17 protein-coding genes and 2 pseudogenes are annotated in these 18,993 nt (G+C 62.3%); 10 read left to right on the forward strand and 9 right to left on the reverse strand.

Going from position 1 to position 18,993, the window contains the following annotated elements:
• Positions 1-158: 158 nt before the first annotated feature.
• The 4 genes from IVB27_RS26825 to IVB27_RS26840 form a co-directional block, all read right to left on the reverse strand.
• Entirely contained in the window at positions 159-1,247 is a 1,089-nt protein-coding gene (locus IVB27_RS26825) for a TRAP transporter substrate-binding protein (protein WP_247340842.1), read from the reverse strand.
• Positions 1,248-1,492: 245 nt separating this feature from the next.
• Positions 1,493-2,803, reverse strand: a complete 1,311-nt coding sequence (locus IVB27_RS26830) for a sensor histidine kinase (RefSeq protein WP_247446114.1) — start codon at positions 2,801-2,803, stop codon at positions 1,493-1,495.
• Between the two features lie 67 nt (positions 2,804-2,870).
• Positions 2,871-3,545, reverse strand: a complete 675-nt coding sequence (locus IVB27_RS26835; RefSeq protein WP_247446102.1) for a response regulator transcription factor — start codon at positions 3,543-3,545, stop codon at positions 2,871-2,873.
• Positions 3,546-3,568: 23 nt separating this feature from the next.
• On the reverse strand, positions 3,569-3,817 hold the full coding sequence (locus tag IVB27_RS26840) for a hypothetical protein (RefSeq protein ID WP_247446104.1): 249 nt from the start codon (positions 3,815-3,817) through the stop codon (positions 3,569-3,571).
• Positions 3,818-3,887: 70 nt separating this feature from the next.
• Here IVB27_RS26840 and IVB27_RS26845 point away from each other — a divergent pair, with 70 nt between their 5' ends.
• From IVB27_RS26845 to IVB27_RS26860, 4 genes and pseudogenes are all read left to right on the forward strand, one after another.
• A complete protein-coding gene (locus IVB27_RS26845) occupies positions 3,888-4,949 on the forward strand; it encodes a class I SAM-dependent methyltransferase (RefSeq protein ID WP_247340844.1) in 1,062 nt (353 codons plus the stop codon).
• Between the two features lie 179 nt (positions 4,950-5,128).
• Positions 5,129-5,395 (forward strand): hypothetical protein, encoded by a 267-nt coding sequence (locus IVB27_RS26850; RefSeq protein ID WP_247446105.1) that lies wholly within the window; start codon positions 5,129-5,131, stop codon positions 5,393-5,395.
• A gap of 122 nt (positions 5,396-5,517) precedes the next feature.
• A pseudogene (locus IVB27_RS26855) lies at positions 5,518-6,389 on the forward strand (metal-dependent phosphohydrolase).
• Positions 6,390-6,639: 250 nt separating this feature from the next.
• A pseudogene (locus IVB27_RS26860) lies at positions 6,640-7,672 on the forward strand (alpha/beta fold hydrolase).
• Between the two features lie 134 nt (positions 7,673-7,806).
• On the opposite strand, the gene IVB27_RS26865 reads toward IVB27_RS26860, so the two are convergent.
• From IVB27_RS26865 to IVB27_RS26880, 4 genes are all read right to left on the reverse strand, one after another.
• Positions 7,807-8,151 (reverse strand): YunG family protein, encoded by a 345-nt coding sequence (locus tag IVB27_RS26865; protein WP_247446106.1) that lies wholly within the window; start codon positions 8,149-8,151, stop codon positions 7,807-7,809.
• 403 nt (positions 8,152-8,554) lie between these two features.
• The gene (locus IVB27_RS26870; RefSeq protein WP_247446108.1) at positions 8,555-9,646 is read right to left on the reverse strand and encodes a TRAP transporter substrate-binding protein; all 1,092 of its coding nucleotides are present in this window, start codon (positions 9,644-9,646) and stop codon (positions 8,555-8,557) included.
• Between the two features lie 218 nt (positions 9,647-9,864).
• On the reverse strand, positions 9,865-11,010 hold the full coding sequence (locus IVB27_RS26875; protein ID WP_247446109.1) for an Mrp/NBP35 family ATP-binding protein: 1,146 nt from the start codon (positions 11,008-11,010) through the stop codon (positions 9,865-9,867).
• A 53-nt stretch (positions 11,011-11,063) separates the two neighbouring features.
• Positions 11,064-11,501: a VOC family protein gene (locus IVB27_RS26880; protein ID WP_247340854.1), complete on the reverse strand. Its 438-nt coding sequence runs from the start codon at positions 11,499-11,501 to the stop codon at positions 11,064-11,066.
• 199 nt (positions 11,502-11,700) lie between these two features.
• On the opposite strand from IVB27_RS26880, the gene IVB27_RS26885 reads away from it, so the two are divergent.
• The 5 genes from IVB27_RS26885 to IVB27_RS26905 all read left to right on the forward strand — a co-directional run bounded on the left by IVB27_RS26885 (position 11,701) and on the right by IVB27_RS26905 (position 16,437).
• The gene (locus IVB27_RS26885) at positions 11,701-12,573 is read left to right on the forward strand and encodes an NAD(P)-dependent oxidoreductase (protein WP_247340855.1); all 873 of its coding nucleotides are present in this window, start codon (positions 11,701-11,703) and stop codon (positions 12,571-12,573) included.
• Between the two features lie 22 nt (positions 12,574-12,595).
• Complete coding sequence (gene nhaD, locus IVB27_RS26890; RefSeq protein WP_247340856.1) at positions 12,596-13,873, forward strand: sodium:proton antiporter NhaD; 1,278 nt, start codon at positions 12,596-12,598, stop codon at positions 13,871-13,873.
• 137 nt (positions 13,874-14,010) lie between these two features.
• Positions 14,011-15,606 carry a sensor histidine kinase gene (locus IVB27_RS26895; RefSeq protein ID WP_247340857.1) on the forward strand — a complete coding sequence of 532 codons (1,596 nt, stop codon included), beginning with the start codon at positions 14,011-14,013 and terminating at the stop codon, positions 15,604-15,606.
• A 44-nt stretch (positions 15,607-15,650) separates the two neighbouring features.
• Complete coding sequence (locus tag IVB27_RS26900) at positions 15,651-15,854, forward strand: DUF1289 domain-containing protein (RefSeq protein ID WP_247446115.1); 204 nt, start codon at positions 15,651-15,653, stop codon at positions 15,852-15,854.
• 28 nt (positions 15,855-15,882) lie between these two features.
• On the forward strand, positions 15,883-16,437 hold the full coding sequence (locus IVB27_RS26905) for a TIGR02281 family clan AA aspartic protease (protein WP_247446111.1): 555 nt from the start codon (positions 15,883-15,885) through the stop codon (positions 16,435-16,437).
• A 122-nt stretch (positions 16,438-16,559) separates the two neighbouring features.
• Here the strand turns inward: IVB27_RS26905 and dusA are convergent, their stop codons facing one another.
• Positions 16,560-17,555 (reverse strand): tRNA dihydrouridine(20/20a) synthase DusA, encoded by a 996-nt coding sequence (gene dusA, locus IVB27_RS26910; RefSeq protein WP_256468470.1) that lies wholly within the window; start codon positions 17,553-17,555, stop codon positions 16,560-16,562.
• Between the two features lie 132 nt (positions 17,556-17,687).
• Between dusA and IVB27_RS26915 the strand changes: the two genes are divergently transcribed.
• Entirely contained in the window at positions 17,688-18,782 is a 1,095-nt protein-coding gene (locus IVB27_RS26915; RefSeq protein ID WP_247446113.1) for a site-specific integrase, read from the forward strand.
• The last annotated feature ends 211 nt before the right edge of the window (positions 18,783-18,993 follow it).

The following is an 18,993-nucleotide window of genomic DNA, read 5'->3' on the forward strand; positions in this document are numbered from 1 at the left end:
CACCTCACGATGACGCCCTTGCGCTTCGCTAATCCTTCGCCGCCATCAGGCTGGATAGAGGACTTCCACCTCCAAGCTGTCGTTCATACTCGGCACACAAAAAAGAACCCGGAGCTTTCGCTCCGGGTTTTTTCGTTTGGCCGATCGCGGCTCGCAAATCAGCTCTGCGAGTTGCGCGCCATGAAGTTGTCATAGCCGACTTCGGCGACCTGGAACCACTGATATCCGTTGTTCGAGAACGCGGTCAGCGATTCGTAGACCTTCTTGAAGTCCGCGTTGCTGGCCGAGACTTCGGTGTGCAGCTCCTTTGCCGCCTTGAAGCAGGCTTGCATGACCTCCGGCGAGAACGGATGCAGCTTGGCGCCCGCTGCTAGCAGGCGCCGCAACGCCTGTGGATTGGCCTGGTCATACTTCGCCATCATCCAGTTGTTGGCGTAGTGCCCCGCTTGCTCGAGGATGCTCTGATAGTGCTTCGGCAGCGCGTTCCACTTGTCCTGGTTGACGAACGCCAGAAGCATGGGCCCGCCTTCCCACCAGCCCGGGAAGTAATAATGCGGCGCGACCTTGACGAAGCCGAGCTTCTCGTCGTCATACGGTCCGACCCATTCGGCGGCGTCGATGGTGCCCTTCTCCAGCGCCGGATAGATGTCCCCTCCGGCGATCTGCTGCGGCACCGCGCCGAGTTTGGCCATCACCTTTCCGGCGAAGCCGCCGATGCGGAATTTCAACCCGCTGAAGTCCTGAGGCGTCTTGACCTCCTTGCGGAACCAGCCGCCCATCTGACAGCCGGTGTTGCCGGCAAGCAGCGAAACGACGTTGTACTTCTTGTAGAACTCGTTCAGGACGTCCCTGCCGCCGCCCAGCATGTACCAGGCCTGGTTGATGCGCATGTTCGGTCCGAACGGCACGGCCGAGCCGAAGGTGAAGGTCGGGTCCTTGCCGAAATAATAATAGGACGCGGTGTGGCCGATTTCGCAGGTGCCGTTCTGCACGGCATCGAGCACCTGAAGGCCCGGCACGATCTCGCCGCCGGCAAATGTCTGAATCTGGAATTTGTTGTCGGTCGCTTCCGCGACCATCTTGGCCATCATCTCGGCTCCGCCATAGAGCGTATCGAGTGATTTCGGCCAGCTCGTCGGCATGCGCCATTTGATCTCGGGCATCGATTGCGCGATGGCTGGAGCGGCGAGCGTCGCGGCACCCGCCGCACCAAGCCCGGTTACCTTGATGAAGTCTCTTCTTTTCATGATTTCCTACCCTGATGGATTGTGATGATGGGCCTTCTTGCCGAGGCTTGGAGGCCAGCATGGAACATGTCTCATCCGATTTCCATCCCGACGATGGCGAGGGACACAAATGCCCAGCTCCCACGCCAACCGGTCCTGCGACTTTAGGCTTAGACGATCAGCCGGAGATCGAAGGACGGAGCATGAAGTGATGCAGACCCGTTAGGCGCCTGGTGGCCACACGCCGCGATCGAGACGGCGCAGGTTCAGCCCGCCGCCGGTCCGGCCGCCTGCATCCCCTCCGCCAGCCTGAACCGCAGCGTGAACTCCGCGCCGCCGCCCGGAAGGTTCTCCACCGCGACCGTCGCCGCGTGATCGTCCGCCACGGCGCGCACGATCGAGAGGCCTAAGCCCGCGCCGTCGCTGCGCTGGCGGTCGGCGCGCCAGAAGCGCTGGAAGATCAGTTCGCGTTCGGCGTCCGCGATGCCCGGGCCGCAATCGCGCACCCGCACCGCACCGTCCTCGCTCACCTCGACGTCGACGGACGTGTCTTTTGCCGTGAACTTGATGGCGTTTTCGGCGAGATTGACGATCGCGCGCTGGAGCATCTCGGAATTGCCATGGACGAGCACCGGCGCCTCGGCGCCCTTGAGGGCGATGTCCTTGTGCTGCGCTAGCGCGAACGGCGCGATCGCACCGACCACCTCGGCGCAGACGGCGCGCAAATCCGCGGTCTCGCCGGGATCGAGCACCAGCGTGTCGAGCTCGGCGATCTCCAGCAGCTGGGCGACGATGCGGCTCATGGCTCCGATGTCGGCATGCAGCGCCTGCCGTGCGGCGCCGTCGCCAAGCGTCTCGATGCGCGTCCGCAGGATCGCGAGCGGCGTGCGCAATTGATGCGCGGCATCGGCCGTGAACTGCCGCTGCACGCGAAAGCCATCCTCGAGGCGATCGAGCGCCTGGTTGACGGCGGTGACGAGCGGGATGATCTCGCGCGGGATCTGCTCCGTCGGCAGGCGGATGTCGGTGCGCGCCGGCCCGATATTGCTGGCCTCCTCCGAGGCCTTCCACAGCGGCGCGATGGCGCGGCGAAAGATGATGATGTCGGCGGCGAGCAGGATCAGCAGGATCGGAATGGTGATCCACCCTACCCGCCGGAAGAAGTTCGAGATGATGTCGTCGATGATGACGTCGCGATGCGCAAGGTCCTCGGCGACGCGGATACGCACGATCTTGCCGTCGATGATGCGCGTGACGCCGGCGCCGGAAATCGTCTCGGACAGCGGCGGCGCCTGTGCCGCGGCGCCCGTCTTGCGGCGGGACGAAAACAGCAAACGGCCGTCGGCGTCGCGGATATCATACAGATACCGGCCATAGGCTTCGGAGTAGAGACCGCGCAGGCTGTCCGGCAGACTGAACGTCAGCAAGCCGTCCGGCTGCGCGACGATCCGTTCCCCCAGCACTTCGGCCTGCGCCCGCATGGCTTCGCGGTGCAACTGGTCGACTTCGGAATTGAGCAGCCAGAACATCACCAGCGGCAGGAAGATGGCAACCACCGCGACCGCCACGATGTGCATGAACACGATGCGCCAGATCAGCGATTTGAACGTCGGCGATCTCGCATAGATCCCGGCGACCCCCACGCTATTTCTCCTCGGCCATGAGATAGCCGACGCCGCGGATGGTGTGGATCACGACCTTCGCGCCGTGCTCGGTCAGCTGCTTGCGCAGCCGCGAGACGTAGACCTCGACCGCATTGGAGGCGACCTCGCCGTCGAGCCCGAAGATGTGGTCCTCGACGTTCTTCTTCGGCACCACGCGCCCCTGCCGGCGCAGCAAGATCTCCAGCACCGAGGTCTCGCGCGACGAGATGATCCGCGGCTGGTCGTCGACGAAGATTTGGCGGCTTTCGGTGTCGTAGACGAGATTGGCGAGACGCAGCGAGCGGCCGAGCAACTGGCCCGGGCGGCGCAGGATCGCCTCCAGCCGCGCCACCAGCTCCTCCATCGCGAACGGTTTTGCGAGATAGTCGTCGGCGCCGCTGCGCAGGCCGCTGACGCGGTCCTGCAAGCCGCCGCGCGCGGTCAGCACCAGCACCGGCAGTGGCTCCATCTGCCGGCGCAGCTCGCGCAGCACCGAGAGGCCATCGCCGTCGGGCAGACCGAGGTCGAGGATCATCGCGGCATAGTTGACGCTGCTCACCGCCTCGCGCGCCTCGGCCGCGCTGCCGACGATATCGCTCTCATAGCCGGCCGCCGACAGCCCGCCGGCCACCAGCCGCGACAGTTCGGCATTGTCCTCGACGATCAGAAGGCGCATCGCATTTCCGCCGGATACCCACGTCACCCCACGGCCCTTGCCGCATCTTCGCTCTCTTCCACCATTCCGGCCACCTCGGCCAGCGAAAAAGCACCCGACAGACCGGTCACCTCTTCTGTCAGCTTCGCGTTAGCCAACCAGGCGCGCGCCCCTGCGGCGCCCGTGTCGGTTGTTGGACGCGAGCAGACATCCCCTGCCCGATCAAGCGTTACCGCTCCTGACCCAAATCTGGCATCGGACGGGGCTATTCGCTGAAACGTGAACGCGTTCACACTTGCAATCCGCCGGTCGTCCTAGGCTCTTTAACCGACGGGGGGCTGTTCTCGAAGCGGAGAAGCTGCAATGCGTGAACCAAACCTTGAAAAGTTGAACGCGCTCGTAGGAAAGCTTGTCGGCGACCTCGGCATCTCGCTTGGCGGCGCAAGCATCCTGCTCGGTGATCGCCTCGGGCTCTACAAGGCGATGGCCGATGGTGCGGTGGTCACTCCGTCCGAGCTTGCCAAGAAGACCGGTCTGCATGAGCGCTATGTGCGCGAATGGCTTTCCGGGCAGGCTGCCTCCGGATACATCGACTACCACCCCGAAAAAAATGCGTTCTCGCTCTCGGCGGAGCAAGCCATGGCGTTCGCCGAAGAGGGCTCGCCAGCCTTCTTTGCCGGCGCATTCGATGTCGTGCAGTCCACCTACCTCGACGAACCCAAAGTCGCCGAAGCGTTTCGCACCGGGAAAGGCGTTGGTTGGCACGAGCATTCGAAGTGTCTTTTCTCTGGCACCGAGCGCTTCTTCAGGCCGGGCTATAACGCCAATCTGGTTTCGAACTGGATTCCGACGCTCGAAGGCGTCGAAGCGAAACTGAAAGCTGGCGCCAGGGTCGCCGACGTCGGATGCGGCCACGGCGCCTCTACGATTGTGATGGCGCAGGCCTACCCCAATTCAGAGTTTTTCGGGTTCGATTACCACAAGCCTTCGATTGAACGCGCGAAGGTCTTGGCGCAAGAAGCAGGAGTTGGAGACCGCATCACGTTCGCGCAGGCCAGTGCCAAGGATTTTCCGGCCAAAGACTATGATCTTGTGGCGTTCTTCGATTGCCTGCATGACATGGGCGATCCCGTGGGTGCAGGCAAGCATGTCAAGGAAACGCTGGCCAAGGATGGGTCGTGGATGATCGTCGAGCCGTTTGCTCATGACAATCTCAAGGACAATCTCAACCCGGTCGGATGCGTCTACTATCACGCCTCGACATTCATTTGTACGCCGGCATCACTGTCTCAGGAAGTGGGCTTGGGGCTCGGCGCACAGGCGGGTGAAAGCAGATTGCGTCAGGTCGCGACTGAAGCGGGCTTCAGGCGCTTCCGCCGCGCGACCGAGACGCCGTTCAACATGATCTTCGAAGTGCGTTCTTGACCGATCCGGCCGTTGTCCGGGTCCTGCAAGCCGCCGCGCGATAATGGACAGGTGCCTCTGGCATCGCGGCCACACCCTTGATCCAGGTCAAGCATCACCTATCCTTTGGCGTCACGTTATGTTCAGCCTGAGGCAGCTCCGTCACTCCTTCAGCTCGCAGCAGGAAGAGGAGGATCACGATGCATCCGAACAAGCGTCTTTCGATCACGTCCGCAACGATTGCAGGGATTGCTGCCAGCGCCCTGTTGGGGATTGCGGGTCTCACTCTCAATTCCGCACCAGCCGGGGCGGTCGTGTACTGCCAGTACGTTGATTATCCGCCTAGTTGCGTTGCGAGGGCCGGCGTCGTGCTCAGGCCACGCCCCGTGGCGCGAGCGGCGGTCCGGGCAGGCACCGCTGGCCCACGCAACATAAATGGCGGGGTCAATCGCGTCGGCATACGGTAGCGGTTCTGGTTTGTGAGTTGCGAGCCCTTGCTGCAATCGCACCCGTACGCACATTTCTGCGGCGGGTCGCGGCGCGCTAGCAACTTCCAGGTTGGCATCGCATTTGTTCATGCCTGACGAACGTGAGGAGCTTGCCGGTGATAACGATTCCAGAACTGACGTCCCAGGCGCTCGGTGCGTTCCTGATCTCGGAGACAAGAGGCCGCTTCGGCTCGTCGCATGCCACCTTGCCGGAATTGCTCCCCTACGCGGCAAAGCTGGCCCTGGAATGTATCGGCAACAGCGATGCATTATACCACAACGTCGAGCACACCTTGTTGGTCACGCTGGTCGGCCACGACATTCTGATCGGCCGCTCTCTCCTGAGGCCAACGACGGCCAGCGATTATGCTCACTTCATCCTGGCGTGTCTGATTCACGACATCGGCTACGTTCGGGGAATAATTCATGGAGACCAAGAGGGAGCCTATGTCGTTGATGGTAGCGGCCGAACAGTCGAATTGCCGATTGGCTCTTCCGATGCAGCGCTTGCACCCTATCACGTGGACCGCTCAAAATTATTCGCCGTGGAGCGTCTCGACGCAGTCGACCAGATTGACGCCGCTCGCGTTGCCCGGGCGATCGAATATACGCGTTTTCCCTATGCGGACGCTCCTACGAGCGAACTCAAGGATGACTTGGACGAGGAGGAAGGTTTGTTGCTGCGCGCCGCTGATCTGATTGGTCAGCTCGGCGATCCGAACTACATGAAGAAATCAAATGCGCTCTTCTATGAATTCGAGGAGATAGGGCTCAACAAATCGCTCGGATACGCCACGCCCGCGGATGTGGTCTACAAATACCTCAATTCTACTGGACCAAGGTTGCCCCCCAAATCCAGGCCGCCATCCGCTGTTTGAATGTAACCTCGAGCGGAAGGCAATGGATCAGCAGCCTGTATGGAAACGTCCTGCGCGCTGAGCGAGAAGTCAGACTATCTGGTCCACAGCTATAGATCGGCGTTCGCAAACCGTGGTTTTCGGCAAAGAGGCCGACACAGCCTGAGAGGGCACCCTGATCGGCTACTCGTGTCCCCTATTGCACGCGCGAGTTTGCACCACCGTCCGAGGCCGTTCGCCGGGGGCCTCGCGCCGATTTCCGTCTGCTTTTGATCAAGGAACCAACACCCCCGCATCCCCGTTTGCCTCGGCTGCAACATTACTCATTTGCATGAGGCATCGTGCAGACCACCCAAGGTAATGCACATGCGGATTGCACGACGAACACGTTCCGGCTCGTTTAGATCGGACTGTCTGACCGCCTTCACGCGACATCCGGGCGCCACCGCGTTTGCTGCCGCATGTACCCTCATCGTGGCTACCGCAATCGTAAACCGACTGCTCGCGAGCAAAGCGCAACGCGATAACCCTCCGCAGGGACGGTTCATCGACGTCGAGGGAGTTCGCCTGCACTATTTGGAGCGCGGCAGGGGCAAGCCGCTCGTTTTGTTTCACGGCAACGGCAGCATGATCCAGGATTTCCACTCGAGTGGGTTGATTGATCTCGCAACCGAGAACTACAGGGTCATCGTGTTCGATCGCCCGGGTTTTGGGCATAGCTCGCGGCCGAGGGACGTCGTCTGGACTCCGGATGCCCAGGCAGACCTGTTCAAGAAGGCGCTCGATCAGCTGGGCGTCTCTCAAGCAATGGTCCTGGGTCATTCGTGGGGGGCGTCGGTTGCGGTTGCACTGGCGATCAAACATCCTTCGTTCGTGCAGGCTCTCGTGCTGGCCTCGGGATATTATTCCCAACTCCCCGCTCGGACAGCGCGGCGTCGATGCTGTCCGCCGTACCGGTGCTAGGGGACGTCATCAGCTACACGATTTCGCCGCTAGCCGGCCGGATGATGTGGCCCACGATGTTGCGCAAGCTGTTTGGCCCCCGGCCGGTCCCAAAGAAGTTCGCGGATTTTCCCAGGGAAATGGCGCTCCGCCCATCACAGATGCGGGCGACGGCGGCTGAAGCGACGATGTTGATCTCCGCCGCATTCTCGGGTTCGAAGGCGTATGGAGAACTCAAGATGCCTACGATCATTATCGCAGGCCAGCGCGACCGTTTGATCGATATCAAGCAGTCGGTCAGGCTGCATGGCGAGGTCAAGCAAAGCAATTGCGCCGGATCGACGGAGTGGGACACATGATTCATCATTCCGCAACTGCTGACGTCATGGCGGCCATCGACGAAGCCGCTGCAGAGGCGGTGTTGATCCATGGAAGGGAAGGTCCGGGCGTACAATAGCCCGAAGAGACTTCCAGCGCCTGACGGGCGCGAGATGGTGGGCGTACTCTTTTCGACGGCCATGCCATTACCTGATTTCTTCACCAATCCATTGCGCTTGTAAGTTCTGATCGCTTCCCTGGTGGCCCCAAGCTTTACTTCGCACGATGCTCCTGAAAAGCGGCTCTGAGTTCAGCCAATACATCGCTTGTCGCGCCCAATTCCGCATCTGCACGGCTTGCAGGTAAATCCTTGTATGCAATCGGTTGATCGAACTGGCTCGCCGTGAAGTCATACCGCCGGCCTCCGATGCGATTGTAAAAATGTTCGCCGGCCGGCAGAGGCGTTTTCAGCAAGTCGCCGCCGAAGAGCTCGTGAAGGAGCAGCGCGGTGACGTTGCATTGCCCTGCCGCCGGATTGTTCGCCGTCCATTGGCTGGCGGTTGCCAACGACCAGGCCTTGCGCAGCGCGCTTTGAACCTCATCGGGATCGAAGCTCATCGTCACTCCCCAGGGATCGGCACCGAGGCGAAAATTTCGGATTATACGATTATGCCTTTCTGCCACTGTTTTGCCCGACGAGTCAAACGGCCTCGCTGAAGCACTCGCTTGGTGCTCCTGGGCACACCCCGCCTTGGCTCACAAAATGCGGACTTGCCCTCGGCCGCACGATGATCGGGCCTGCCTGCCAATTAGCTCCGTCGCATCAAGCTGTTGGCTGCGCTCACAGCGCCTTGTCCTCTCACCCCTCGTCTACTGTGCATGGGGTTGTTTTTCAGATTTTTTATTGGACACCCTTCGTACCGCGGCCTCCGCGGCGCCCATCCCGATCGCGTCGCGCCAAAGAAAAAGCCCGGCCTCGCGAACGAGACCGGACGTATCGCCTTTCGACTTCTTGCGAAGATCAGCCGCGGGTGCGCGAGCGGATCATGAAGCTGTCGTAGGTGTATTCGGCGACCTGCCACCACAGATATTCGTCGGAGCGGTAGGCCTGCATGGCGTCGATCGACTTCTTGAAGTCGGGATTCTTGGCCGAGATCTCCGCCCACAATTCGTTGGTCGCCTTGAGACAGGCTTCTAGAACTTCGTTGGTGAACGGGCGAAGCTGCGTTCCGCCGGCCACCAGACGCTTCAGGGCGCCGGGGTTCACCATGTCGTAGCGCGCGGCCATCCAGGTGTTGGTGTTGACGGTCGCGTTGGTGAGGATCGCCTGATAGTTCTTCGGCAATTCGTTCCACTTGTCGATGTTGGCGAAGGCGTGAACGGTCGGACCACCTTCCCAAAAACCCGGGTAGTAGTAGTACTTGGCGACCTTGGCGAAGCCGAGCTTCTCGTCATCGTAGGGGCCGACCCATTCGGCCGCGTCGATGGTGCCCTTCTCGAGCGACGGATAGATGTCGCCGCCGGCGAGCTGCTGCGGCACCACGCCGACCTTCTGGAGCACCTGGCCGGCAATGCCGCCGATGCGCATCTTGAGGCCCGAGAGGTCGGCAACGGTCTTGATCTCCTTGCGGAACCAGCCGCCCATCTGGGTGCCGGTGTTGCCGCAGGGGAAGCCCACCACGTTCGACTTCTTGAAGAACTCGTTGGCGAGCTCGTTGCCGCCGCCCTGGTACAACCAGGAATTCTGCTGACGTGCGTTGAGGCCGAAAGGCACCGACGCGAAGATTGCGAAGGTCGGGTCTTTGCCGACGTAATAATATGACACTGTGTGGCACATCTCGACTGTGCCCTTCTGCGTCGCATCCAGCGCCTGCAGGCCCGGAACGATTTCACCCGCCTGGAAGACCTGGATCTGAAATTTGTTGTCGGTCATCTCGGCGACGTACTTCGCCATCTGCTCGGCACCGCCATAAATGGTGTCGAGCGACTTCGGGAAGCTCGACGTCAGGCGCCACTTGATCTCGGGCGAGGACTGCGCGATCGCCGGCGAGGCCACCGCGGCGGTCGCCGCCGCGCCGGCTGCCGACACTTTCAGGAAATCACGACGCTTCATCTTCAGTCTCTCCTTGTTGGGGCGTTTCCCCTAACTTCCTCTTTGCTGCCGCACATTCCGGCGACGCGTTTTTGGGCCGCGTCGAACCGAAGGGGCTTGACTGCCGTGGGCCTTTAACACGGAAGCCCCGCTTTCGAAACGCGACATTGGCATGACAGGGCTCTACGAAAGTCGCATGTCCCCAGGGTATTGGTTTGAAGGGATTGGCTTGGATCCGCTCAGGCCGCGGCGATGACGCCCTTGAGCTGGTCCCGGACCTGTCCTGCAACGGCGCGGTAGATCGCCGCATGGGGACCGTCCGGCTCGCTGTCGACCACGGGCGTGCCGGCATCCGAGGTGGCGCGAATCGCCATGTGCAGGGGGATCTCGCCCAGGAACGGTACCCCGAGCTTCTCGGCCTCGTGGCGCGCGCCGCCATGGCCGAAAATGTCGGATTTCGTGCCGCAATGCGGGCACTGGAAATAGCTCATGTTCTCGACGATGCCGAGCACGGGCACGTTGACCTTCTTGAACATCGCAAGCCCCCGCCTTGCGTCGATCAGGGACAGGTCCTGCGGGGTCGAGACAATCACGGCGCCCTTCAAGGGGACGTTCTGCGCCAAGGTGAGCTGGGCATCGCCCGTGCCCGGCGGCATGTCGACGACGAGCACGTCGAGCGTGCCCCATGCGACGTCGCGCAGCATCTGCGTCACCGCCGACATCACCATCGGCCCGCGCCAGATCATCGCGGTCTCTTCCTCCACCAGGAAGCCGATCGACATGATGGCGAGGCCGAAACGCCGGAGCGGAATCATCTTGCGCTCGTCGTTCAGCGCCGGCTTGTCGTGCAGGCCGGTCAGCCGCGGCACCGAGGGGCCGTAGATGTCGGCATCAAGCAGCCCGACCTTGAGGCCGAGGTCGCGCAGGCCCAGCGCCAGATTGAGCGCAGTGGTGGACTTGCCGACGCCGCCCTTGCCCGAGGCGACCGCGATCACGGCAGCGACGCCCGGAATCTCGGACTGCCGTGCCATCGGCGATTGACCGCCCTGTGGCGGCTTGTGGGCGTGGACCGGCTGCACGCCTGGCGCGCCGCGGCTCGGCGTTGGCGGCGGAGGCGGAGGCGGCGGCGCGGCGCCGGCCTTGCGCTCGGCGGTCAGCGCCACCATGACGGTGGTGACGCCGGGGATGGCGCGCACCGCGGCCTCGGCTTCGGCCCGGACGGATTCCCAGGCCCGCGCCTCGGCGGCATCGACATTGATCGAGAAGAACACCTTGCCGTCGGTGGCGTTGATCGCGCTCAGCACATTGGCATTTGCGAGCGCGACCCCTCGGGGCGACTTGATCTTGGCGAGGCTGTCGAGAACCTGTTGCTGCGTCACGGTCAAAGCGCATCTCCTCGAATTCAAGATGCCCCATTAGAGCGGAAACGCCCAAAAGGCTACCGCCTGCCGATATCGCCAGCCATCTCGGCGGACGCCGCCCCCTGCTCCGTGGCTGCCTCGTAATTCAGCTCGATCAGGACCCCATTGGGGTCGTAGACGAAGATCTGCCAGAGGTCGCCGCCGGGCACCTGGCGGGAGTCGAACCTCATGCCCTTGGACGCCAAACGCTGCTTCATGCCGTCGAACCCGCGGCTGACGAAGGCGACGTGGTGGACAACGCCGGAATCCGGTTTTTGTGGCTCCGCGGTCAGCGAAATATCGACGAGGTGCACCACCGGCCTGCCCTCGCTGTACATCCAGGCGCCGGGGAAGGCGAAATTCGGCCGGGCGCCATTTTCCAGGCCCAGCACATCCTCGTAGAAGCGGACGGTCTCGGCCAGATTCCGGGTCCGGATGTTGAAATGATCGAGCACGCCAACGCTTACGCTGCCCATGCTTTCCCTCCCTTTTATTGAAGTCCTTAGGTCCGCCATCCTAGCACAGGAGGGCATCAAACGAAGCCGTTGCCCTCCGGCCTCAACGGTTTATGGTGCGCGCGATCTGCCGCAATGGCGGAACTTTTGAGGGCGTCGATTGGCGCCCCCTCGCCCGGCAAAAAACCGCAAAACCCGAACTACGGACAAGGTACCCCACATGGCTAAAGTCGCTTTCCTCGGTCTCGGCGTCATGGGCTTCCCCATGGCCGGACACCTCGTGAAAAAAGGGGGCCATGAGGTCACCGTCTACAACCGCACCGCGGCCAAGGCGAAGGAATGGGCGGACAAGTTTGGCGGCAAGACCGCGGCGACGCCGAAGGCTGCAGCCGAGGGCCAGGATTTCGTGATGTGCTGCGTTGGCAACGACAATGATCTGCGCGCGGTCACGATCGGCGCCGACGGCGCGTTCGCCGGCGTGAAAAAGGGCGCGACCTTCGTCGACCACACCACCGCCTCCGCCGAGGTCGCGCGTGAGCTTGATGCTGCCGCGACCACGGCCGGCTTCAAGTTCATCGACGCACCCGTGTCCGGCGGCCAGGCCGGCGCCGAGAACGGCGTGCTGACCGTGATGTGCGGCGGCGCCCAGGATGCCTATTCCGGCGCCGAGCCAATCATCACAGGCGCCTATGCGCGAATGTGCAAACTGCTCGGGCCGGCCGGCTCGGGCCAGCTGACCAAAATGGTCAACCAGATTTGCATCGCAGGCCTGGTTCAGGGACTCTCCGAGGGCATCCACTTCGCCAAGAAGAGCGGCCTCGACGTCGCCGCCGTGATCGAGACCATCTCAAAAGGCGCGGCTCAGTCCTGGCAGATGGAGAACCGCTACAAGACCATGAACGACGACAAGTACGATTTCGGCTTCGCGGTCGAATGGATGCGCAAGGACCTCTCGATCTCGCTGGCCGAAGCCCGCCGCAACGGCGCCAATCTGCCGGTCACCGCGCTCGTCGACCAGTTCTACGCCGAGGTCGAGAAGATGGGCGGCAAGCGCTGGGACACGTCGAGCCTGCTCGCGCGCCTTAATCGCTGACACCTGACGAAGTGATCCTGCCTTGCTGATCGCACTCGCCGCAATCTTCGTCCTCGCCTATGCGGCGATCGCGCTCGAGCATCCGATCGGGGTGAACAAGAGCGCGTCTGCGCTGCTCGGCGCGGGCGTGCTCTGGACAATCTACTCGCTCGCGACGGGCGACCACACGTTGGTCAGCCGTCAGCTTGATGAGTCCGTCGCCTCCACCGCGCAGATCGTGTTCTTCCTGATTGGCGCGATGACCATCGTCGAGGTCATCGACGCCCATGACGGTTTCGAGGTCATCACCTCCCGCATCAGCACGACCAGCCAGATCCGTCTGATATGGCTGATTGGCTTCGTGACCTTCTTCCTCAGTGCGATCCTCGACAATCTGACCACCACCATCGTCATGGTCTCGCTGATCCAGCGGCTGATCGCCAAGCGCGACGACCGCCTACTGTTCGCCTCCCTCATCGTCATCGCCGCGAACGCCGGCGGTGCATGGACCGTGATCGGCGATGTCACCACGACCATGCTGTGGATAGGCGGACAGATCTCGCCGCTAAAGATCATGGGCGCGGTGTTCCTGCCCTCGCTGCTCAACCTGCTGGTGCCGCTCGCATTCATCAGCTTTTCGCTCAAGGGCAAGACCATCGCGTCGCCGCCGAAAGAGGACGGATTGCAGAGCGTCGATCCGGTCGAGCGGAACGTGATGTTCTATCTCGGACTCGGCGTACTGATCGCGGTGCCCGTCTTCAAGACGGTCACGCACCTGCCGCCCTTCATGGGCGTCCTGCTCGGGCTTGGCATCGTGTGGTTGGTCGGCGAGATCCTTCATCGCAACAAGGATGAGCATGTCCGTGGCCCGCTCACGCTTGCGCATGCGCTGACGCGGATCGACATGGGCTCGATCGTGTTTTTCCTCGGGATCTTGCTCGCGGTCGCCAGCCTCGAACATGCTGGCCTGCTCTCCATGCTGGCCAAATGGCTGGACGCCGCGATCGGTCGCCAGGATCTCATCGTCATCGTGCTCGGCCTGCTGAGCGCCGTCATCGACAACGTGCCGCTGGTGGCCGCGACCATGGGCATGTACGACCTCGGCCACTATCCGCCCGACAGCTTCCTCTGGGAGTTCATCGCCTATTGCGCCGGCACCGGCGGTTCGATCCTGATCATCGGCTCGGCCGCAGGCGTCGCCGCCATGGGGCTCGAGCGCATCGAGTTCCTCTGGTATGCCCGCCGCATCGCCGTCCCCGCGCTCGCCGGCTATCTGGCGGGAGCCGTGGTGTACATCGCGCAGCATGCGGTGCTGCAATGAGCTACTCAGGCCGGATCCAAAATTAACGCCGGGTTAACGTAATTCTTTAGCTCCTTAAGTCACCTCTTAAGGATTTCTTGCCAGAGATAGACAATGCAGAAGGCCCGCCTCGCGCGGGCAGGAATTGTTGTTGTGCGATGAGTAAACCCGCTGAAAAGCCCGAGGTTGTCCAGCTTCCGGCCGAGCCGGTGAGCGCGCCGTCGGCGAGCAGCCGAAGGGCTGCGGCGCAGCGGGTGCGCGAGGCGCGCGACAAGTTAACGTCGACCAGCGGAACCCGGCCGGCTTTCGACGCCGAGATGCTGCGCCAATATGCCCAGACGCGGCTGTCGGCCTCCTATGTCGCGATGCTGCTGGTCGTTGCCACCGGCGTGCTGTTCGGGCTGTGGATGCAGCCGATTCCGGCCGCAGCCTGGACCGCCGGCATGCTCTGCATCCACGCAGCGATGATCCGCAGTTGCCACCGCTTCCTGGCCGCGCCCTCCTCGCCAACCGCGACGCGCGCCTGGCGGACGCGCTTCGTCGTGCTCGACCTGCTCTATGGCCTATGCTGGATGGCGATCCTGATCCATCCCGTGCTCGACCTGGTCACGGAAACGCTGATGATGTTCCTGATGCTGCTGGTCATCGCAGTATCGAGCATGCTGGCGGCCAATCTGCCGATCGCGGCCCTTGCCGCCACGGCGCCGGTCGCGGTCGCGATGGCGCTGAGTTTTGTGATGACCGGCTCGCTGGACAATTACATCCTGGCCGGGCTCGCGCTCGCCGCCGAAGGCTATTTCGTGCTGCTGGCGCACCGCCTGCACTCCTCGACTTTCGCCACGCTCGAGGCGCGCGCCGAGAAGGACGCGCTGATCGGCGAGCTCGAACAGGCCAAGGCGATCTCGGATGAAGCCCGTCACCGCGCCGAATCCGCCAATGTCGCCAAGTCGCGCTTTCTCGCGCAGATGAGCCACGAACTGCGCACGCCGCTGAACGCGATCCTCGGCTTCTCCGAGGTGATGAAGAGCGAGATTTTTGGCGCGCATGCCGTGCCCGTCTACAAGGAGTATTCCGGGGACATCCATAATTCCGGCGTCCACCTGCTCAATCTCATCAACGAGATCCTCGATCTGTCGCGGATCGAGGCCGGCCGTTATGAACTCAACGAGGAAGCGGTCTCGCTGGTCGGCATTGTCGCCGACTGCCATCATTTGATGAAGCTGCGCGCCTCGAGCCGCGGCATCACCATCCACGAGGTGTTCGAGCAGGCGATGCCGCGGCTCTGGGCCGACGAGCGCGCAATCCGCCAGGTCGTGCTCAACCTGCTCTCCAACTCGATCAAGTTCACGCCGCAGGGCGGCGAGATCTGGCTCAAGGCGGGCTGGACGGCCTCGGGCGGACAATATCTCTCGGTGAAGGATTCCGGCTCCGGAATCCCCGAGGACGAGATCCCGGTCGTGCTCGCCTCGTTCGGCCAAGGCTCCAACTCGATCAAGTCGGCCGAACAGGGCGCGGGTCTCGGCCTGCCGATCGCAAAAAATCTAATCGACCTGCATGGCGGTACGTTCACGCTGAAATCGAAGCTGCGCATCGGCACCGAGGTGATCGTTACCTTCCCGCCCGAGCGCGTGATGAGCGCGCTGGCGCCGATGTCGGATGATTCTCCGCCGCTTCAGCCGGACAGTTCCGCGGTGGCGGACGAGAAGCGCAGGCCGCGTAACAAGCCGATCATGAGCGCAGGTACAGGCTCGTAACGAGATGCTTGCAGACATGCCCGACGATCCCTCACTATGCCCGAATGAGCAAAGAAACGCCGTGCGTCGCCGTCTGCATGATCGATCCCAAGACAAAACTGTGCTTCGGCTGTGGACGCACCTTGCCGGAGATCGCGCACTGGCATGCTATGGAAAGCGCGGAACGGCTGGCGGTCATGGCGCTGTTGCCGGTGCGCATGAATCAGGCTGGACTTGCGCCCATCGCGGGATCGCCGAAACGCACTTGACCGGCCGGCGCGCATCCGGAGGTGCGCGATGATCCGCTTCCTGCTCGTTCTCATCATGCTCGCCGGCACGGCGGGCGCCGTCGTTGCCTATGGCGATTCCGACCAGCTCGCGCGCGCGAGCAGCAGGGTCTCGCACATCTTTCGCACACAGACCGCATCGCCTGCCCCCGCCGTGCAGATCCAGCGCGGCCAGGGCGGCGAATTCGCGTTGCGCGCGAAGATCAACGGCGTCGTCGCACCGATGGTCATCGACACCGGCGCGACCTCGGTGGTGCTGACCTGGGAAACCGCGAAAGCGATCGGGCTGCCACTCGAGATGCTCGAATACGACGTCGATCTCGAAACCGCGGGCGGCCACACCAAGGCGGCCCGCCTCACGCTTGAGCGCCTCTCTGTCGGCCACCTCGTCGAGAAGTCGGTGCCGGCCCTCGTCGTTCAGCGCGGGCAGATGAAGACGAACCTGCTCGGCATGAGCTTCCTCGACCGCCTGGAGAGCTGGGGCGTGCGCGCCGACAAGCTGATGCTCACCGGCTATCCGGAGCTCCAGACCGGTCACCGCCGCTCGCGTCTGGCAGTCGACTAGACTCCCCACGAGAGCCGCGCCGCCACTGCCGACAGACGCGATCACGCGGGCTGCCATCCATCACGGACGCAACATCAAGCGGCGCGCCGCGGACTGGAATCCGGCTCTTCAAGTGACTACGGCTAGGCTGCCGCCTCCGCCGGCGCACGCGCACCGACACGCGCGATCGCATCGCGCAGCACCTCGAGGCCGGCGCCCGGCTTCACCCCCTGCTCGGAAAGATGGCGGCGGAAGGCGCGCGCGCCGGGAACGGCGTGGAATGCGCCGACGAAATGCCGCGTGATGGCGTGCAGCCGCGTGCCGTGCGCGAGCTGCTGCTCGATGTAGGCCATCATCGCCTCGATCGCATCCTGCATCGAGGCATGCGGCGCCGCCTCGCCGAAAATGTCTTGATCGACCGACAGCAGCCGCCATGGCTCCTGATAGGCGGCGCGGCCGAGCATCACGCCGTCGACGTGTTCGAGATGTGCTCTCGCCTCGTCGATGCCGGGGATGCCGCCGTTGATGATGACGGGCACGTCAGGCATCGCGCGCTTGAGGCGATAGACGCGATCATAGTCGAGCGGCGGGATGTCGCGATTCTCCTTCGGCGACAAACCGTTGAGCCATGCTTTCCGGGCATGCACGATCAGCGCATCGCAGCCGGACGCGACGACCGCGCGCGCAAGCTTGTCGAGCGCGATTTCCGGATCCTGGTCGTCGATGCCGATGCGGCACTTCACGGTGACCGGCACGGCAACCGCACGCTTCATCGCCTCGACGCACCCCGCCACGAGATCAGGCTCCGCCATGAGGCAAGCGCCGAAACGGCCGTCCTTCACGCGATCGGAGGGGCAACCGACATTGAGGTTGATCTCGTCATAGCCGAACTCCTCGCCGATCCGCGCGGCCAGCGCGAGCTCGCGCGGATCCGACCCGCCGAGCTGAAGCGCCACCGGGTGCTCGACCCTGTCGAACCCAAGCAGCCGCTCCCGGTCCCCATGAACAATGGCGCCAGTGGTCAGCATCTCCGTATAAAGCAGCGCCCGCCTCGTCAGGTGACGGTGGAACACCCTGCAATGCCGGTCGGTCCAATCCATCATGGGTGCCACGGAAAAGCGATAGCCTTGATATTTCAATAGTTTGTCTTACTCTTCAATGGGATGAACAGCGAACGTGTGCACTCCAAACTAGACGAAATTGCACACGTTTGTACCCGTTTTGACCTCTCAGTGCACACATAGTGCACACGAAAGTCGGAGTGCACACGCGTGGCGACCTTCACACAAATGGCATCCGGAAACTGGCGCGTCCAGGTCCGCCGCAAGACCCGCTATGTGGCCGAGACATTCCGACGGCGCAAGGACGGCGAAGAATGGGCGCTGGAGATGGAGCGCAATATCGACCGCAACGGATCATCCAAGCCACGCGCGGCGCGCAACGTCCGGACGTTTGGCGATCTGATCGACCTGCACGATGAAGACATGCATGAAGTTGGAAAGCCCCCTCGCCGATCAAAAGCTGCTGTGATGGCGTCGCTCAAGACTGAGCTCGGGAGTGTGAAGCTTCCCGTGCTCAATCGAGAACGTTTGATCGAGTTCGGAAGGAAGCGCGCCAAGCAAGGCGCTGGTCCCGCAACGTTGGCCATCGATTTGTCTTTCATCCGAACAATCATGACGCACGCAGCTGCGGTCCATGGCATCGAGGTTTCTGCCGAGGAAGCCCGCCTCGCACGCGTCGCGTTAAGTCACCTCAATCTGATTGGAAAGAGCAACGAGAGGGACCGACGGCCCACACAAGACGAGCTCGACGAACTAATCGAATACTTTGAGACGAACCCGCGGCAGTTCATACCGATGGGACGAATCGTCAGGTATGCCGTGGCAACGACATTGCGCCAGGAAGAGATATGCAAACCCGAGTGGCCTCTGGTTGACATGAAAAAACGATTGGTGGTCATTCAAGACAGAAAGGACCCGAGGAATAAGGAGGGAAATGACCAGAAAGTACCTTTGCTCAACCTAACGGGCTATGACGCGTGGGAGGTCGTGCTTCAGCAGCGGATTGTGACTCGAGGCTATGGACGAATCTTTCCCCATAACCACAGATCCGTAAGCGCGGCATTCACCCGCGCATGCGATGAACTCAAGATCGAAGACCTGCATTTCCACGATCTGCGTCACGAGGGTACAAGCCGTCTGTTCGAGGCAGGACTTCCAATCGAAAAGGTAGCATTGGTCACCGGTCACAAGGATTGGCGACAACTCCAGCGCTATACCAATCTCAAGGTTGAAGATCTTCTAAAGCTGCAGTACGCGCAGCAGCCGTCGATGGAAGAATTCATTGAGACGCTAGCAGCCTCCTAGAGGTCCACAATGTTGCGAGACGGTCGCAAACATCCGTCGATCGAATGCTATCGAACAGTCCGACCTACTGATAAGCTTTGTGTAATTTCCTTATCAGTCGCGAACTGGATAACTTTCGTATGAAACCTTATCAGTCGGCATGCTTACTCCGATTCGTATGCGTCGCTTTTCAGTTGCTAGGATTTCCAGGACAACCGCGCGTCAACTAAAT

Source organism: Bradyrhizobium sp. 197 (assembly GCF_023073375.1).
Classification (GTDB): domain Bacteria; phylum Pseudomonadota; class Alphaproteobacteria; order Rhizobiales; family Xanthobacteraceae; genus Bradyrhizobium.